Source organism: Pseudarthrobacter sp. 902506025 (assembly GCF_040702325.1).
Classification (GTDB): domain Bacteria; phylum Actinomycetota; class Actinomycetes; order Actinomycetales; family Micrococcaceae; genus Arthrobacter.
Genome location: NZ_JBFBKW010000003.1, coordinates 15,743 through 30,486 on the forward strand (window position 1 = coordinate 15,743; position 14,744 = coordinate 30,486).

The following is a 14,744-nucleotide window of genomic DNA, read 5'->3' on the forward strand; positions in this document are numbered from 1 at the left end:
ATGGCCGGTGTCAGGTTACTAATTTGCGGACCAGGCGGGCGCCCTGGGCAAGGGAAAGCCCCGGCAGGTAGGCGCGCGTCAGCGCCCTCCCGATGGCGGGCAGGTGCAGCGGGTCCTGGTAGTACAGGTACAGCGCCCGGTACTCGGGCTTGAACCGGGATTTGAAGGCTGCCAGGGAGCGGAAGCCATAGACGGGCTCAAGCGCGTGGCCCACCAGGTCCAGGATCCTCACGAGGTTCTGCGCGCCTTCATCGGTGGCGGCTGCGTCTTCCTCCCTTTCGGCGTCCCCTGCTGCGTCGCCCTGGGCTGCGTCCTCCGGACGGCTGGCCAGGGGCGAGCCTGACAGCGAGATCATGTCCACTGAATCGCGCAGCTCAAGGACGGCAGAAGCGATCAGGAACTCCATGACCCCGGGAAAGCCCTCACTGCCCCTGCGCATGACGTCCAGCGTCCGGCTGACCAGCCGCCCGCCGTCGTACACCGGAAGCCAACTGGTCACGCCGTGGACCGCACCGTTGCCGTCCACGGCCAGGCAGCAGAGGACTTCCTCGTCATCGAGTTCGTCCACTCCCCCAAGCGTGAAGCCCATTTCGGGAACGGATTTACCGGCCGCCCATTCCTCGGACACTTCGTTCAACCGCGACCTGAGTGCGGCCGGCAGCGAATGGTAGGAGCCCCAGACGGCGTGCACCCCCAGCTTGGCGGCGCGGTTCAGGGCCGTCCTGACGTTCTGCCATTCCTTTCCCTTGAACTCCAGCTGGTTCAGCGCCAGCCGCGTCTCCTGCGCCACCGCCACCCGGGAGAAGCCCCGTTCCCTGAGCGCCGGCCACAGCGTGTCGTCGCAGGAATACAGTGCGGGGATCAGCGCCTGGCTGCGGCAGTAGTCCAGGAACCCCTCCGTCACGCGCTGCTCCGCCTTGCGCTCACCAAAGGCGCCGCCCAGGGTCAGTGCCACCGTCCCGTGCTGCTGGAAAGCCATGGCACCGGCGCCGTCCGGGCTGAACCAGTAAGTGTTGGGCTCCCACAGCGCCATCCAGGACAGCGGGCCGCCGCCCTGGTGGAGCAGTTGCCGGGCGCGGTCCCGGTCCTGCCGGCCGAAGTTCAGGCCATGGTGCCGGCCCACGAGGACCCACCACACGGCCACCAGGGCCACGAGCCAGAAGATTGGCCCCGAGTAGGCGAACAGGAGGGCTTCGGCGCTGTCCCGTTCCGGGAAGACCCGGCGGAAATGCTGGGGTATGGGCACCGGAACATACTGCCGGGCCAACTCCGCGAAAAGGCCCAGCAGGCCGCCGTCGCGGGCCAGGCCGCCGGACGAGAACCAGGCCACGGTGTAGGAACTGGCCAGGACAAGCCACGTTCCGCAGACCACGGCCCCGAGGGTGCGCCGGGCACCCGGCCGGGTCTGCACGCGGAACTGGCGGCGGTTCAGCCACAGGACCACCGCCAGCAGCAGGGGGACAACCACGAGTGGCAGCACGTGGGCGAAGGCCGAGGACAGCGGCGTGGCATGCGTGCCCTGAAGGCGCGAGGGAACCAGGGCGAACAGGGCCAGGTAGACCGCCGCCAGCGCCGTGACAGCCAGCTGGATGGCCAAGGCGATGTTGAGCGCCAGCCGGCGGCCCCGGCGCATGCCGTCCGCGCAGATCAGCAGCAGGATGACCGGCACCACTGCCAGCGCCAGGCCGAACGGCCCGGCGAATCCTGCCCTGCCTGTTTCCAGGCAGGAGGCATCAACGGTGGCGCCACAGTTGAACACGAGCTGGCTGAGCGTGGGCATCGGACTCAGCACGACGTCCCGCAGCAGGGCGAGGGGGCCGGTGGGCGCGCGCGTGATTCCCGTCAGGATGGGGCCCACCGCAAAGACGGCAACGGTGAGGGCCAGGAGGTTCCTGGTCTCGCGGCCGGTGGACCGGTGGCGATGGAGCCGGCCCTGGTCACCCTGGATCCACCACCCTGCCAGGAGGCCAAGCAGGGCACCGATGAGCCCAATGATGGTCTCGGCGTGACCGACGTAGAGAACCAGCAGGATCGAGATCGACAGCACCACGGTGCGGAGCCGGCGCTGCCACAGCAGCGTGATCCGCGCACTGGCGGCAAGGCCCGCCGTCAGGACGGGCGCATAGGGCCCGATGAGGCTGTCATCCACCATCCTGTCCAGCCAGCCGTCCCCCACGTACCCCGCCAGCTGGGTGACCAGGAGGAACACCGTGACGGCGGCAAACTGGCCGCCAAAGAAGAGTCCGACGGCGGCGCGCCGGCCCAGCTTGCGCTCGGCGAGTCCGAGCAGCAGGACAATCATCAGCGACGCGGTGAGGTAGGCCAGCGGGTTGGTGGCGAAGAACAGGCTGGTGAACAGCGACCACCACTGCCCCTCGCGCAGGCCGGGCCCGCTGACGGACGCCAGTCCCAGGAGTTGCTCCGGCGGTCCATCAAGGAAGCTCCCTGTCAGTGTGGCAGCAGCCAGGAAGGCGACCAGCACTCCAAGTGTGAAGGGCATCGATTTCAGTGTGCCCAGCGCCTGCCGGACGGCAGGGCGCCCGACGGCGGCCCACATCAGGACGACGGTACGGTCCGGTTTCCGTGTGCTCACCACTGCAGGCCCCATTGGCTGCCCAGGAACTGCAGTGCGTCCGCAAAGCGCTTGGACGAGGTATCCCAGGAGTGACCTGTGTGTTCCACCTCGTGTGCCTGGACGGTGAAGCCCGCGTTCTCTGCCGCGGCGGCCAGTGTCCGGAGGTTCCCCACGAACTCCGGATCGTTTTGGCCTGCCGTAAGGTACATGCCGCTGGACTCGAACCGTTGGTGTTTCATGATCTCCAGTGGAGTCTGCTTGGTGAATTCTTCGGGGTTTCCAGGAAAGGCGGCGTCGATGGTCTTCTGCCGTTCCTTGGCAATGGCGGGTTCGGCCTCGCTGGAAAATGCCAGCACGTCCGCGTAGATGTCCGGATGCCGTGTTCCCATCTGCACTGCGCAGGTGCCGCCGAAGGAGAACCCGCCCACGGCCCAGTGGCGGTGGTTGGTGTCCACCGCCAGGGTGGAACTGATCCAGCGGGGCACGTCCTGGGACAGGTAGGTGTCTGCCTTGGCGATGCGGCTGTCCATGCACATGGTGTTTGCGGACTGCGACCCGTTCGGGTCCGGAATGACCACCACCGGGGCCACCCCGCCGTGTGCGGCGGCGAATGAATCCATATGGCCGCGGATTGCGCCGCCGGTGAGCCAGTCCGCCGGGCCGCCGGGCTGCCCGGCCACCAGAACCAGCACAGGCAGCGCCGGCCTGTTGGCAGCAAAATAGGCAGGGGGAAGGTAGATGAAGGCATCCCGGGTGGACATCCCGGAGGCTGTTCCCGGGATAGCGGACTTCCGCAGTTCGCCTCCGGCCGGCAACTCGCCCTCGGGCTTCCAGCCCTGGAGCGGGACACCGTCAGATTCGCCGGCGTGCCGCATGACGTCCTGCTCGAGGACCGGTATCCGGGCCAGTGCCGTTCCCAAAAGGTCGCTTACCGTCCTGTTCAGGCCAAAGTAGGCGTTGATCTGGATTGCTGAGAGCAGTACCACCAGCAGCATGGCGAGGATTCCGGCACCGCGTCCGCCCCAGCCCGTCCTGGGCAGGCGGAGCAGGCCCAGGAGGACCGCCGCCACACCGGGCACCAGCCACAGCAGTACGGGATCCGGCAGGTCCTCCGGGAAGACAGTGAAGACATTGATGAGGGCCCAGTGCACCGTGGCCACCAGCGCAAACGCGGCGGCGGCAGCAAGGAGGATACGCAGCGCCCAGGTCCGGGCCCGGTGCACGGACGTCATGGAGGCACGCCGGGGCGGCACCAGGAGATAGGCTGCGCCGCCAACTCCCAATACCAGGACGGTTCCATACAGTGGACCGTCCGTGAGCCGGATGTCTGAAAACCAGTCCACGCCGGCTAGCGCCAGGTCCCCACGCCGATGACCGGACCCGCTTCCAGCCAGGAGGAAAGACCCGTATAGGCGTCGAATTTCATGGCGAAGTGCAGGTCCTGCCCCTCGTACCGGAGTTCGACGATCACCACGTCCGGCTGGACTTTGACGGCTTCAGCTTCGGTGGGTTTCCTGCGCCCCAGGAGCTCCAGGGAGCTCCGTTTGAAGGTGTACTTGGGGCGGACGCTCAGGGAGATGAGCCTGAACCATTCAAGGTCGTTGTCCTGATAACGACAAACCCCCATCTGCCAGCTGTTTCCAGCTACGCAAATGGAGGCGTCCACCGTGCCGAGGGCACGCCGCAGGTTGAAGCGGCGCACCCCCGAAAGGCACAGTGCAAAGATCAGCAATCCGAACGCGATTGCCAGTGCGATGAACGAAATACCCGGTGCGTCCATCAAGGTCGTGCTAGCGGATCCCAGCGGTAGCCGAGCCGCCCAGCTGGGCGTTGTCAGCAACGATAACCACACGGTTGTTGTCGACGGAGAAGAATCCACCGTCCACATCTACCGCAATACGGTCCCCGGATACCGGCTGGATTGCCAGTTCACCCTCGGCCAGGATCGCCAGCAGGGGCGAGTGGCCGGGCAGGATTCCGATTTCACCATCGCTGGTGCGGGCCTTGACCATCTTGGCCGCTCCGGACCACACAAAGTGGTCCGCTGCGACAATCTCAACCTCAAGCTCAGCCATATTACTTGGTCTGTTCCTGGATCTTGGCCCACTGACGCTCAACGTCATCGAGGCCGCCAACGTTGAAGAAGGCCTGCTCTGCGATGTGGTCGAGTTCGCCGTCGCAGATGGCTGCGAAGCCTTCCACGGTGTCCTTGATGGAAACCGTGGAGCCCTCGACGCCGGTGAACTGCTTGGCGGTGTAGGTGTTCTGCGACAGGAACTGCTGGATGCGGCGTGCACGCGACACGACGATCTTGTCTTCCTCGGAAAGTTCATCGACACCGAGGATGGCGATGATGTCCTGGAGTTCCTTGTTCTTCTGCAGGATCTGCTTCACACGGACAGCCGTGTTGTAGTGGTCCTTGCCGATGTACTGGGGATCCAGGATGCGGGAAGTCGACGTCAGCGGGTCAACGGCCGGGTACAGACCACGGGAGGCGATTTCACGGGACAGTTCCGTGGTCGCGTCGAGGTGTGCGAAGGTCGTGGCCGGAGCCGGGTCGGTGTAGTCATCTGCGGGAACGTAGATGGCCTGCATCGAGGTGATGGAGTGGCCCTTGGTGGAGGTGATGCGCTCCTGCAGGAGGCCCATCTCGTCCGCCAGGTTGGGCTGGTAGCCCACGGCCGAAGGCATGCGGCCCAGCAGGGTGGAAACCTCGGAGCCTGCCTGGGTGAAGCGGAAGATGTTGTCGATGAAGAGCAGCACGTCCTGGTTCTGCACATCGCGGAAGTACTCCGCCATGGTCAGCGCGGACAGGGCCACGCGCAGGCGCGTTCCCGGCGGCTCATCCATCTGGCCGAAAACAAGGGCGGTGTCCTTGAGGACGCCTGCCTCTTCCATTTCCACCCAGAGGTCGTTGCCCTCACGGGTACGCTCGCCAACACCGGCGAACACCGAAGTACCACCGAAGTTGCGGGCAACACGGGTGATCATTTCCTGGATCAGAACGGTCTTCCCCACGCCGGCGCCGCCGAACAGGCCGATCTTTCCACCCTTGATGTACGGGGTGAGGAGGTCGATGACCTTGATGCCGGTCTCCAGCATCTCGGTGGAACCTTCGAGCGAAGCGAAGCTGGGAGCCTTGCGGTGGATGGGCCAGCGTTCGCTGACTTCCAGTTCCGACTCTGCAACGTCCAGGGGCTGGCCCAGCACGTTGAAGATGTGGCCCTTGACGCCGTCGCCGACGGGAACGGAGATCGGGGCACCGGTGTCAATGACGCCGGTGCCGCGGACCAGGCCGTCGGTCGCCTGCAGCGAGATGGCGCGGATGAGGTTGTCGCCGAGGTGCAGCGCAACTTCGAAGGTGATGGTCTTGGTCTCACCGTTGAGAGTGATCTCGGTGGTAAGGGCGTTATAGATCGACGGGATTGCGTCAGCCGGGAATTCGACGTCGACAACCGGGCCGATTACGCGCGCAATACGGCCGGTTGCACCGGACGTTGCGGCTACGTGTTCGGTAGCAGTGGCAGTCATCTCTCTCACTTCATTCAGTAGATGGCGTGGGGTTAAGTCTATCTGTGGTGGTGCTGGTTCCGCGGAACCGAGGGTCGGGAGGCTACGACGCGAGAGCGTCGGCACCTGCGACAATCTCGGAGAGCTCCTGCGTGATTTCGGCCTGGCGGGCCGTGTTGCGCAGTCGCGTGTACTTCTTGATCAGGTCCGTTGCGTTGTCGCCTGCGGACTTCATCGCCCGCTGGCGGGCCGCAAGCTCGGAAGCTGCCGCCTGCAACATGGCTGCGAAAATCCGCGATTCGATGTAGCGCGGCAGCAGGGCGTCAAGGACACGCTCGGTTTCCGGCTCGAACTCGTACAGCGGCAGGAGCTCCGACTCGGAAGCAGCCTGTTCTTCCACTACTTCCAGCGGGAGCAGACGGATGACCGTCGGCTCCTGGGTAACCATGGACTTGAAGCGGGTGTAGACAACGTGGATTTCGTCCACGCCGCCCTCTTCGAAGTCAGTGGCGAAATCTGCCAGCAGCGCTTCGCCGATTTCACGGGCGGTGCCGAACTCTGGAGCGTCGGTTCCTCCGGTCCAGACCCGCGTGTACTCGCGGTTCCGGAATTCGAAGTACGCCTGGGCCTTGCGGCCCACGAGGTAGGTCTTGACTTCCTTGCCTTCGTCGTGGAGCAGCTCGAAGAGACCTTCCGCCTGCTTGAGCACGCTGGCCGAGTAGGATCCTGCGAGGCCACGGTCCGAGGTGATTACCAGGACGGCGGCACGGCGGATCTGCTCCGGCTCAGTGGTCAGCGGGTGGTCGATTTCGCTTTGGCTGGCGACGGCAGAAACGGCGCGCGTGATCGCGTTCGCGTAAGGCAGTGAAGCTGCTACGCGCGCACGGGCCTTCCCGATGCGCGAGGTAGCGATCAGTTCCATCGCCTTGAAGATCTTGCGCATCGACGTGGTCGAGCTGATCTTCTGGCGGTAGACCCGGATCTGGGCTCCCATACTTATCCTTTCCTAACATTCCGTAGCCGGGTGTGCCGGACCCTGGGGCCCGGCACACCCGGCCATGCGGAACTAGCGCTTCTGCTTGACGATCTTTTCCTGGTCGACTTCGCCCTCGGAGATAGCGTCATGCTCCTCGTGGCCGGCGCCTACCAGGTGGTTGTCACCCTCGCCGAAGAAGCCCTTCTTGAAGTCCAAAATCGAGGACTTCAGAGCGGCAACGGTGTCATCGTCCAGCACGTTGGTCTGGGCCAGCGTGGTCAGGATCGAGGACTTGTGGCGCAGGTGCTCCAGGAACTCGGCCTCAAAGCGGCTGATGTCCTCGACGGGAACGTCATCCAGGTAGCCATTGGTGCCGGCCCAGATGGAGACAACCTGGTCCTCGACCGGGAACGGCGAGTACTGGCCCTGCTTGAGCAGTTCCATCAGGCGTGCACCGCGGGTCAGCTGCTGGCGGGACGCTGCGTCCAGGTCGGATGCGAACATCGCGAACGCCTGCATGTCGCGGTACTGGGCGAGGTCCAGCTTCAAGGTACCGGAGACCTTCTTCATGGACTTCACCTGGGCGGCACCGCCAACGCGGGACACCGAGACACCCACGTCAACAGCGGGGCGCTGGTTGGCGTTGAAGAGGTCCGACTGCAGGAAGATCTGGCCGTCGGTGATGGAGATGACGTTGGTCGGGATGTAGGCGGACACGTCGTTCGCCTTGGTCTCGATCAGCGGCAGGCCCGTCATGGAGCCGGCACCGAGCTCGTCGGAGAGCTTTGCACAACGCTCCAGCAGGCGGGAGTGCAGGTAGAACACGTCGCCCGGGTAGGCTTCGCGTCCCGGCGGGCGGCGGAGGAGCAGCGACACGGCGCGGTATGCCTCGGCCTGCTTGGACAGGTCATCAAACACGATCAGGACGTGCTTGCCGCCGTACATCCAGTGCTGGCCAATGGCCGAGCCCGCGTACGGTGCCAGGTACTTGAAGCCTGCGGGGTCGGACGCGGGAGAGGCCACAATGGTGGTGTACTCAAGCGCGCCGTTGTCCTCGAGGGTCTGGCGGATGGCGGCGATGGTGGACGCCTTCTGGCCAATGGCGACGTAGATGCAGCGGACCTGCTTGGTGACATCTCCCGAAGCCCAGTTGGCCTTCTGGTTGATGATGGTGTCGATCGCAATGGCGGACTTGCCGGTCTGGCGGTCGCCGATGATCAGCTGGCGCTGGCCGCGGCCGATCGGGATCATCGCGTCGATGGCCTTCAGGCCGGTCTGCATCGGTTCGTGGACCGACTTGCGCTGGGTCACGCCGGGCGCCTGGAGTTCCAGGGCACGGGTGGTCTCAGCCTTGATCTCGCCCAGGTCGTCCATGGGCTGGCCCAAGGGGTCAACCACGCGGCCGAGGAAGGCGTCGCCAACCGGAACGGACAAAACCTGCCCGGTGCGGTGCACTTCCTGGCCTTCCTCGATGCCCTGGAAGTCACCGAGGATAATGACACCGATCTCGCGGACGTCAAGGTTCTGGGCCAGGCCCAGCGTGCCGTCTTCGAAGCGAAGAAGCTCGTTCGCCATGACCGAGGGAAGGCCCTCAACACGGGCGATGCCGTCACCTGCGGTCGTTACACGGCCAACCTCTACGCGCTCTGCGTTTCCGGGTTCGTAGGACGCCGCGAACTCGTTCAACGCATTACGGACGTCGTCGGCGTTGATGGTCAATTCGGCCATCTGCAGTCCCTGCTCTCCTGTTTGTGATCACCGCAAACGGTGACCGGGTTTTCTATCAGTTTGGTTGTGCTTGTCCGGCTAGCCGGCCAGCTGGCGTTGCAGTTCGCCCAGCCGGGAGAGAACCGAAGCGTCAAGCACTTCGTCCCCCACCTGGACTCGGATTCCGCCAATAAGCGAGGGGTCAACGTTGATGTTGACCTTCAGTTCCCGCCCGTACAGCGCATTCAGGCCCGCCTGGAGGCGTGCCAGCTGCGTCTGCGACAAGGGCCGGGTTACGCTGACCGTTGCAATCCAGCGCTGCTGCCGCTTGGCCGCCAGTTCGGCGAACCGTTCCACAAGCCGGGTGGGCTTGATCCCGCGTGGCTCGCTGACAGCCTGCGTGATGAGGACTTTGGCTTCCTCACTGACGCCGGGTACCAGCTTCTCGGCAAGGCCAGCCTTAGCTGCGCCCGATGCCTGCGGTTCGGACAGAGCACGTTGTACCTCGTGGCTGGAGGCAACAGCCTGGTTGAAGGAAAACAGATCATTTTCCAGCTCTTCCAGGCCAGTGATTCCGGAGGCAGAAACGGCCGACTTGTTTTCAGCAACGGAAATGACCACCGTTGCGGCAAGAGTCTCGAGTGCATCGCCGATGTCACGCGCCGATGCCCAGCGTGAGCTGGCCAGTCCGGACGCGATCTCAGCAGCATCAGCGGAGACTTTTCCGCCAACCAGCTGCCGCACCAGCGCCGACTTTTCGTCACCGCTGCGGGAGGGGTCAGTCAGGGCACGGCGCAAGCCAGCCGAGCTGTCCACCATTCCCAGAATTCCGAAGAGTTCCTTTGCCAGCTGCAGCGACGCCGTGGGAAGCTTCGCTTCCAAACCGGCAAGGGCTGTTGCCAGCGATTCGCTCGATACGCCTGCCATTACTTAGCTGCACCTGCGTTCTGGGACTCCAGATCTGCCAGGAAACGGTCCACTACCCGTGCTGCGCGTGCGTCGTCGTCGAGGGACTCGCCCACGATGCGGCCGGCAAGGGTGGTGGCCAGGGTGCCTACCTCAGAGCGCAGGGACACAACGGCCGCCTGGCGCTCGGATTCGATCTGTACGTGGGCCTGTGCGGTGATGCGGGCAGACTCTGCTGCCGCCTTCTCCTTGAGATCCGCGAGGATCTGGGCACCTTCGGCGCGGGCTTCCTCACGGATGCGGTTGGCTTCGGTGCGGGCGTCGGTCAGCTGCTGCTTGTACTCTTCGAGTGCAGCAGACGCCTCAGCCTGGGCCTTTTCAGCCTTGGCGATACCGCCTTCGATGGCCTCGGCACGCTCTGCAAAGGTCTTCTCGAACATCGGGACAACAAACTTGACCACGATGAAGAAGAGGATGGCAAAGCCCACGAAGACAACCAGCATTTCCCAGCCATTGGGAACAAGGGGGTTGACGTCGCCTTCAGCGGCGGCTGAGATGATCAGCTGATGCATATTTCACCCGTCCTTATCTACTCGGTTCTGAATGTTCGCTAAGTTCTGAAGGGTTTACTTGAGAACGAAGGCGAAGACCAGGCCCAGGATGGCGAGTGCTTCGGTCAGGGCCAGGCCAAGGAATGCGATCGGCTGCAGGACGCGCTGGGCTTCCGGCTGGCGTGCAACGCCGTTGATGTAGGCAGCGAACACGAGACCCACACCGATACCACCGCCGATAGCCGAGAGGCCATAGCCGATGAGGTTGAGGGAGCCGTTGATGGAGCCTTCCATTTTTTTTCCTTTCAAGATGCCACTTATGTGGCAGGTTGTTTGGGTTGCTTCATCCCCGCTAGGGGAAGACTGTGGTGTGCCGCCGGTGCGTGTTGCCCCGGCCGGCGTGCCTAGTGGCTGTCGGCGTGCAGTGCGCCTTCGATGTAGATCGCGGTCAGCAGCGTAAAGACATAGGCCTGCAGGACCATGATCAGGGCTTCAAGCATGTACATGGCGATGGCACCGGCGAGAACCAGGATCGAGGTTCCCTTCAGCAGCACGTTCTCCTGCATGATGAGGTACTCGATGCCGGAACCGGCGATCATCACGATCAGGTGGCCGGCGAGCATGGTCGCGAACAGACGGAGGCTGTGCGTGACGGGCCGGACAACGAAGTTGGAGATGATTTCGATCGGGATGACGATCGGCAGGATGTACCACGGCACGCCCGAGGGGACCGTTGCAAGCTTGAAGTAGCGCAGGCCATTCTTCTTGACGCCGATGGCGATCCAGGTGACGTACACCAGGCCGGCCAGCACATACGCTCCACCCACGTGCGAGAACGTGGGGAGCTGGAACACCGGGATGGCGCCGTAGATGTTGTTGACCAGGATGAAGAAGAACAGGCTGAACAGCAGGGGGACGTACTTGATGAAGTCCCTGCCGCCGATGATGTCCTTGGCAATGCCGTTGCGGACGAAGCCGTAAGCGGCTTCGCCGGCGAACTGGAGCTTGCCGGGTACCAGCTGCTGCTTGCGTGCGGCGAGCACGAAGAAGACGGCGATAAAGACGACAGAGAGGAGGACCAGCAGCATCTGCTTGGAGAATCCTTCTGCGGCACCCCACGGCAGGATTGCCGGCAAATGCATTTCGTTAATACCAGGAGGAGTAAACTCTCCTGAATCTTGGGCCGGGAGCGCAAGCGCGATCAACGCGTTTCCTCTCTGCAGTGTCCATCATTGGGCGTTGGGCGGGGTCCGGCAGCCTGACAGCCTGCTGTTCCCCCTGTGAAATTATTTGGCATTATCTTTTCCGTCCTGGGACGGTGCGCTGGGAGCATGGCGCCCATCAGCAATTTTTCGGGAACTGGTGAGGCCGTGCATGTGGGAAAGGTAGAAACCTCCGACGGCTCCAAGCAGAGCGCCTGCGAGCACAATCCAGCGCGTTCCCCACAGATAATCCAGTCCCCACCCTATCAAACTCCAGACGATGATTCCGCCAATGATGTAGCTGAATACAGCCATTCCAGCGTTGTAGCCGCCATCGGTGGACACGTCGGCAGGACCCTGCGTGGAGTCGGTTGATCCGCGTTTGCCGTGTGCGGCGCCTGCGGCTTTTTTCCGATCACGCATTGGATGCTCCCTTGTCTTCTGGATCGTTGTAGATCTGGAGTCGCGCCCTGCTGAAGCCATGGATCTCGGCGGCCTGCCACAGGATGACGGCCACGATGGCGCCGATGATGAACCAGCGGCCGTGGAGCCATTCAGGAGCACCGATGACGAACAGGACGACGGCAAAGCCAACCACTTTGATGAAGTAGGTGGCGACGAACATTCCGATTGCACCCGATGGGTTGCTTCGTCCCACGAAGTGGCCCACCAGCAGGCTGATGCCGAAGAACAGCATCACCAGCAGGCCGCCCAGGACGCTGGAGAGCGCCCCGGTTGCCCCGTTGAGGACGGCGGCCGGGATTGCGCACAGCACAAGTCCGGCAGCCGCAGCAATAGAGCTGCGCTTGAGCAGGTTCAGCCAGAGCGAACGGGTGGGACCAGACGTACCAACGGGTCCATTGCCGGAGGCAGGTCCGGACTCGGCGTTGGAGGTCATGAGATCCCAATCGTCGTCACCACATGGCGGATCGCCAGGAGGCAGGGGGTGGAGTGGCAGCTTGGGCTGGCCCCTAAATTCTACACGAGATAGAAATAATTCAGAACTGCCGTTACGCCGCAGTTTCCCCGTTGCCGCGGGACAGGTACGGCCACGCTGTCACCAGCCCCATGACCAGCGTAGCGAAGATGTCCACGGCGAGCACGATGTGCCAGGGGAAGACAGCAAACGCCAGGCCGCCGAAGGAGAGCACGGCGGTCCACAGGTACATCAGGACCACGGCGGTACGGTGCGAATAGCCGATGTCCAGCAATTTGTGATGCAGGTGTCCGCGGTCCGCCGACCAGGGCGAACGCCCGCGTGCCGTCCGCCGGACGACCGCCAGCCCGAGGTCCAGCAGCGGCAGGAAGAGGACGGCGAAGGGAAGCAGGATGGGAATGATGGTGGAGATACCGTTGGCGCGGTCGTAGAGGCCCGAGGTGATCTGCCCCGTGGACACGACGCCGGCCGAGGCCATGAGGAGCCCGATCAGCATGGCGCCGGAGTCGCCCATGAAGATCTTCGAGGGAAAGAAGTTGTGCGGGAGGAACCCAAGGCACCCGCCCACCAGTACGGCCGTTATGAGCGTTGCCAGGTCCGAATAATCCAGCAGTACCGCGTTGCGGTGGACCCAGTAGGCGGTAATGAAGAACGCCGTGCCGCCGATTATGGCCACTCCCGCGGCGAGGCCGTCCAGTCCGTCAATGAAGTTGAAGGCGTTCATGGTGGTGACGATCAGTCCGGCCGTCAGCACTATCCGCAGTGTTCCGTCGTGGAGGTAGATGGGTTCAGGTACCCAGGGGACGATGGTCATCTGCACACCCCAGATGGCCACGGTCAGTCCGGCCGCGCTCTGGCCGATCAGCTTCACCCACCAGCGGATGTCCAGCAGGTCGTCCGCCACGCCCACCAGGACGATGACAGCTGCTCCTGCCAGGACACCCCACGGTGAAAAGTTGTTGCGGTAAATGTCCTTGACGAAGAAGGACTGGCTGGCAACGACCAGCGCCACCATGACGCCCAGGAAGATTGCCACCCCGCCCAGCCTGGACACCGGAGTGGAATGCATGTCCCGGCTGCGGATGGGCAGGTGCAGCTCAAGCCGGTGCCCCACCACGCGGGCGCCCCAGGTGGCCGCGTAGGAGACGATGGCGGCGGTGAGCCCCATAAGCAGGTACATGATCATGGGACGGCAACCGCTTCAAGGATGGTGGCGCCAAAACCGCTCGCCTGCGGTGGCAGCCGGTTGGGGGTGTGTGGGCTCACGGGCCGGGAATCTGTTCTTCGATAAATGAAACTTCTCCGTCGCCGAGCGCGCAGCAGGCGGTGCGCTCAGACATGCGCGCAGCGCCTTACAGGGCTGTATTACAGTGGACTCTAGTCAAAGATACTAGTGCCACCGGCACCATGGCTCCGCGCCACACGGGCGCACAACAGGCGGGGAACTCCCTTGCAGCCATGCTGAAAGGACCCCCATGACCCCCCGCATTGCGGTTGCCGCCGTGACTTTCGACCGGCCCAAGGAACTGTCCGTCCTGCTGGATTCGATCAACGCCCAGAGCCGGCACGTAGACACGATTTGCCTGGTGGACAGCGGCACCACCCCGGCCGCGGATGTGGCAGCGGCGCACCCCAACGTGGACTATGTGCGCTCCGAAGCGAACCTGGGCGGCGCCGGCGGGTTTGCGCTTGCCGCGCTGAAGGCCGTCGCCAGCGGTGCCCGCTGGATCTGGATGATGGACGACGACGCCGAGCCGGCAGATCCGGAATGCCTCGCCACGCTGCTTCGTGAGGCTGAGGCACGCGACCTGGAGGCGGTGGTCCCTTTGGTCACGGCGCCCGGCCATCCCGACCGGTTGTCCTTCTTCTTCCGGCTGGACGGCAAGGTCACGCACGACAGGGCCGAGGTGGAGAAACGTGGCTTCCTGCCGGACGATGGCCATTTCTTCAACGGTGCGCTGATCCGCTCCGACGTGTTCTTCAAGGTGGGCCTGCCGGACATGCGCCTGTTCATCCGGGGCGATGAAGTTGATTTCACCATCCGGCTGCGCAAGGCCGGGATCCGCTTTGGCACCGTCACCACCACGGCCATTACGCACCCGCACGCCTTTGGCGAAACGCAGCACGTCTACGGCGCCCGCTGGCACGTAATCGTCCCGGACTCCGCCTTCAAGCGCTTCTACTATTACCGGAACCGGGGCTACCTGATCCGCCGCTACTTCCGGGTGCGCTCGTTCGTGGCCGACGTCGGCGGGTATCTAGGTTACTTCCTGCAGCGCCGCGACCTTCCGGGCTTCCTGGGGTGGGCACGTTCGTTCACCACCGGCCTGCGGGGCAAGGGCTTTGCTCCGTTGGAGGACCAGAAGTTCTAGGCGGGCCC

15 protein-coding genes are annotated in these 14,744 nt (G+C 63.9%); 1 reads left to right on the plus strand and 14 read right to left on the minus strand.

Annotated elements, in window-relative coordinates:
• Positions 1–10: 10 nt before the first annotated feature.
• The 14 genes from AB0280_RS07325 to AB0280_RS07390 all read right to left on the minus strand — a co-directional run bounded on the left by AB0280_RS07325 (position 11) and on the right by AB0280_RS07390 (position 13,550).
• Positions 11–2,608, minus strand: a complete 2,598-nt coding sequence (locus tag AB0280_RS07325) for a phosphatidylglycerol lysyltransferase domain-containing protein (RefSeq protein ID WP_425328588.1) — start codon at positions 2,606–2,608, stop codon at positions 11–13.
• Entirely contained in the window at positions 2,590–3,918 is a 1,329-nt protein-coding gene (locus tag AB0280_RS07330) for an alpha/beta hydrolase-fold protein (protein ID WP_159631652.1), read from the minus strand. Before AB0280_RS07330 ends, AB0280_RS07325 begins: the two co-directional genes overlap by 19 nt.
• A gap of 5 nt (positions 3,919–3,923) precedes the next feature.
• Positions 3,924–4,355 carry a DUF2550 domain-containing protein gene (locus tag AB0280_RS07335; protein WP_159631651.1) on the minus strand — a complete coding sequence of 144 codons (432 nt, stop codon included), beginning with the start codon at positions 4,353–4,355 and terminating at the stop codon, positions 3,924–3,926.
• Positions 4,356–4,365: 10 nt separating this feature from the next.
• The gene (locus AB0280_RS07340; RefSeq protein WP_018760117.1) at positions 4,366–4,650 is read right to left on the minus strand and encodes a F0F1 ATP synthase subunit epsilon; all 285 of its coding nucleotides are present in this window, start codon (positions 4,648–4,650) and stop codon (positions 4,366–4,368) included.
• Between the two features lies 1 nt (position 4,651).
• A complete protein-coding gene (gene atpD / locus AB0280_RS07345) occupies positions 4,652–6,106 on the minus strand; it encodes a F0F1 ATP synthase subunit beta (protein WP_159631650.1) in 1,455 nt (484 codons plus the stop codon).
• A gap of 82 nt (positions 6,107–6,188) precedes the next feature.
• Positions 6,189–7,079, minus strand: coding sequence for a F0F1 ATP synthase subunit gamma (locus AB0280_RS07350; RefSeq protein WP_159631649.1), 891 nt, complete (start codon positions 7,077–7,079; stop codon positions 6,189–6,191).
• A gap of 72 nt (positions 7,080–7,151) precedes the next feature.
• A complete protein-coding gene (atpA, locus tag AB0280_RS07355; protein ID WP_366366693.1) occupies positions 7,152–8,789 on the minus strand; it encodes a F0F1 ATP synthase subunit alpha in 1,638 nt (545 codons plus the stop codon).
• A 78-nt stretch (positions 8,790–8,867) separates the two neighbouring features.
• The gene (locus AB0280_RS07360; RefSeq protein WP_364397816.1) at positions 8,868–9,695 is read right to left on the minus strand and encodes a F0F1 ATP synthase subunit delta; all 828 of its coding nucleotides are present in this window, start codon (positions 9,693–9,695) and stop codon (positions 8,868–8,870) included.
• On the minus strand, positions 9,695–10,246 hold the full coding sequence (locus tag AB0280_RS07365; protein WP_159631647.1) for a F0F1 ATP synthase subunit B: 552 nt from the start codon (positions 10,244–10,246) through the stop codon (positions 9,695–9,697). Before AB0280_RS07365 ends, AB0280_RS07360 begins: the two co-directional genes overlap by 1 nt.
• 54 nt (positions 10,247–10,300) lie before the next feature.
• The gene (gene atpE / locus AB0280_RS07370) at positions 10,301–10,519 is read right to left on the minus strand and encodes an ATP synthase F0 subunit C (protein WP_003804776.1); all 219 of its coding nucleotides are present in this window, start codon (positions 10,517–10,519) and stop codon (positions 10,301–10,303) included.
• 110 nt (positions 10,520–10,629) lie between these two features.
• On the minus strand, positions 10,630–11,430 hold the full coding sequence (gene atpB / locus AB0280_RS07375) for a F0F1 ATP synthase subunit A (protein WP_159631646.1): 801 nt from the start codon (positions 11,428–11,430) through the stop codon (positions 10,630–10,632).
• An 81-nt stretch (positions 11,431–11,511) separates the two neighbouring features.
• Complete coding sequence (locus AB0280_RS07380; protein ID WP_275181266.1) at positions 11,512–11,850, minus strand: AtpZ/AtpI family protein; 339 nt, start codon at positions 11,848–11,850, stop codon at positions 11,512–11,514.
• On the minus strand, positions 11,843–12,325 hold the full coding sequence (locus AB0280_RS07385; RefSeq protein WP_159631644.1) for a hypothetical protein: 483 nt from the start codon (positions 12,323–12,325) through the stop codon (positions 11,843–11,845). Before AB0280_RS07385 ends, AB0280_RS07380 begins: the two co-directional genes overlap by 8 nt.
• A gap of 112 nt (positions 12,326–12,437) precedes the next feature.
• Positions 12,438–13,550 carry an MraY family glycosyltransferase gene (locus tag AB0280_RS07390; RefSeq protein WP_159631643.1) on the minus strand — a complete coding sequence of 371 codons (1,113 nt, stop codon included), beginning with the start codon at positions 13,548–13,550 and terminating at the stop codon, positions 12,438–12,440.
• Positions 13,551–13,839: 289 nt separating this feature from the next.
• Between AB0280_RS07390 and AB0280_RS07395 the strand changes: the two genes are divergently transcribed.
• Positions 13,840–14,736, plus strand: a complete 897-nt coding sequence (locus tag AB0280_RS07395; RefSeq protein ID WP_159631642.1) for a glycosyltransferase — start codon at positions 13,840–13,842, stop codon at positions 14,734–14,736.
• Positions 14,737–14,744: the final 8 nt, after the last annotated feature.

Bases quoted from the DNA above. Each gene is read 5' to 3' on its own strand.
- AB0280_RS07390 (WP_159631643.1), bottom strand. From the start codon at position 13,550: ATGATCATGTACCTGCTTATGGGGCTCACCGCCGCCATCGTCTCCTAC.
- AB0280_RS07380 (WP_275181266.1), bottom strand. From the start codon at position 11,850: ATGCGTGATCGGAAAAAAGCCGCAGGCGCCGCACACGGCAAACGCGGA.
- AB0280_RS07325 (WP_425328588.1), bottom strand. From the start codon at position 2,608: ATGGGGCCTGCAGTGGTGAGCACACGGAAACCGGACCGTACCGTCGTC.
- AB0280_RS07385 (WP_159631644.1), bottom strand. From the start codon at position 12,325: ATGACCTCCAACGCCGAGTCCGGACCTGCCTCCGGCAATGGACCCGTT.
- atpA (WP_366366693.1), bottom strand. From the start codon at position 8,789: ATGGCCGAATTGACCATCAACGCCGACGACGTCCGTAATGCGTTGAAC.
- AB0280_RS07365 (WP_159631647.1), bottom strand. From the start codon at position 10,246: ATGCATCAGCTGATCATCTCAGCCGCCGCTGAAGGCGACGTCAACCCC.
- AB0280_RS07350 (WP_159631649.1), bottom strand. From the start codon at position 7,079: ATGGGAGCCCAGATCCGGGTCTACCGCCAGAAGATCAGCTCGACCACG.
- atpD (WP_159631650.1), bottom strand. From the start codon at position 6,106: ATGACTGCCACTGCTACCGAACACGTAGCCGCAACGTCCGGTGCAACC.
- AB0280_RS07340 (WP_018760117.1), bottom strand. From the start codon at position 4,650: ATGGCTGAGCTTGAGGTTGAGATTGTCGCAGCGGACCACTTTGTGTGG.
- AB0280_RS07335 (WP_159631651.1), bottom strand. From the start codon at position 4,355: ATGGACGCACCGGGTATTTCGTTCATCGCACTGGCAATCGCGTTCGGA.
- atpE (WP_003804776.1), bottom strand. From the start codon at position 10,519: ATGGAAGGCTCCATCAACGGCTCCCTCAACCTCATCGGCTATGGCCTC.
- AB0280_RS07395 (WP_159631642.1), top strand. From the start codon at position 13,840: ATGACCCCCCGCATTGCGGTTGCCGCCGTGACTTTCGACCGGCCCAAG.
- AB0280_RS07360 (WP_364397816.1), bottom strand. From the start codon at position 9,695: ATGGCAGGCGTATCGAGCGAATCGCTGGCAACAGCCCTTGCCGGTTTG.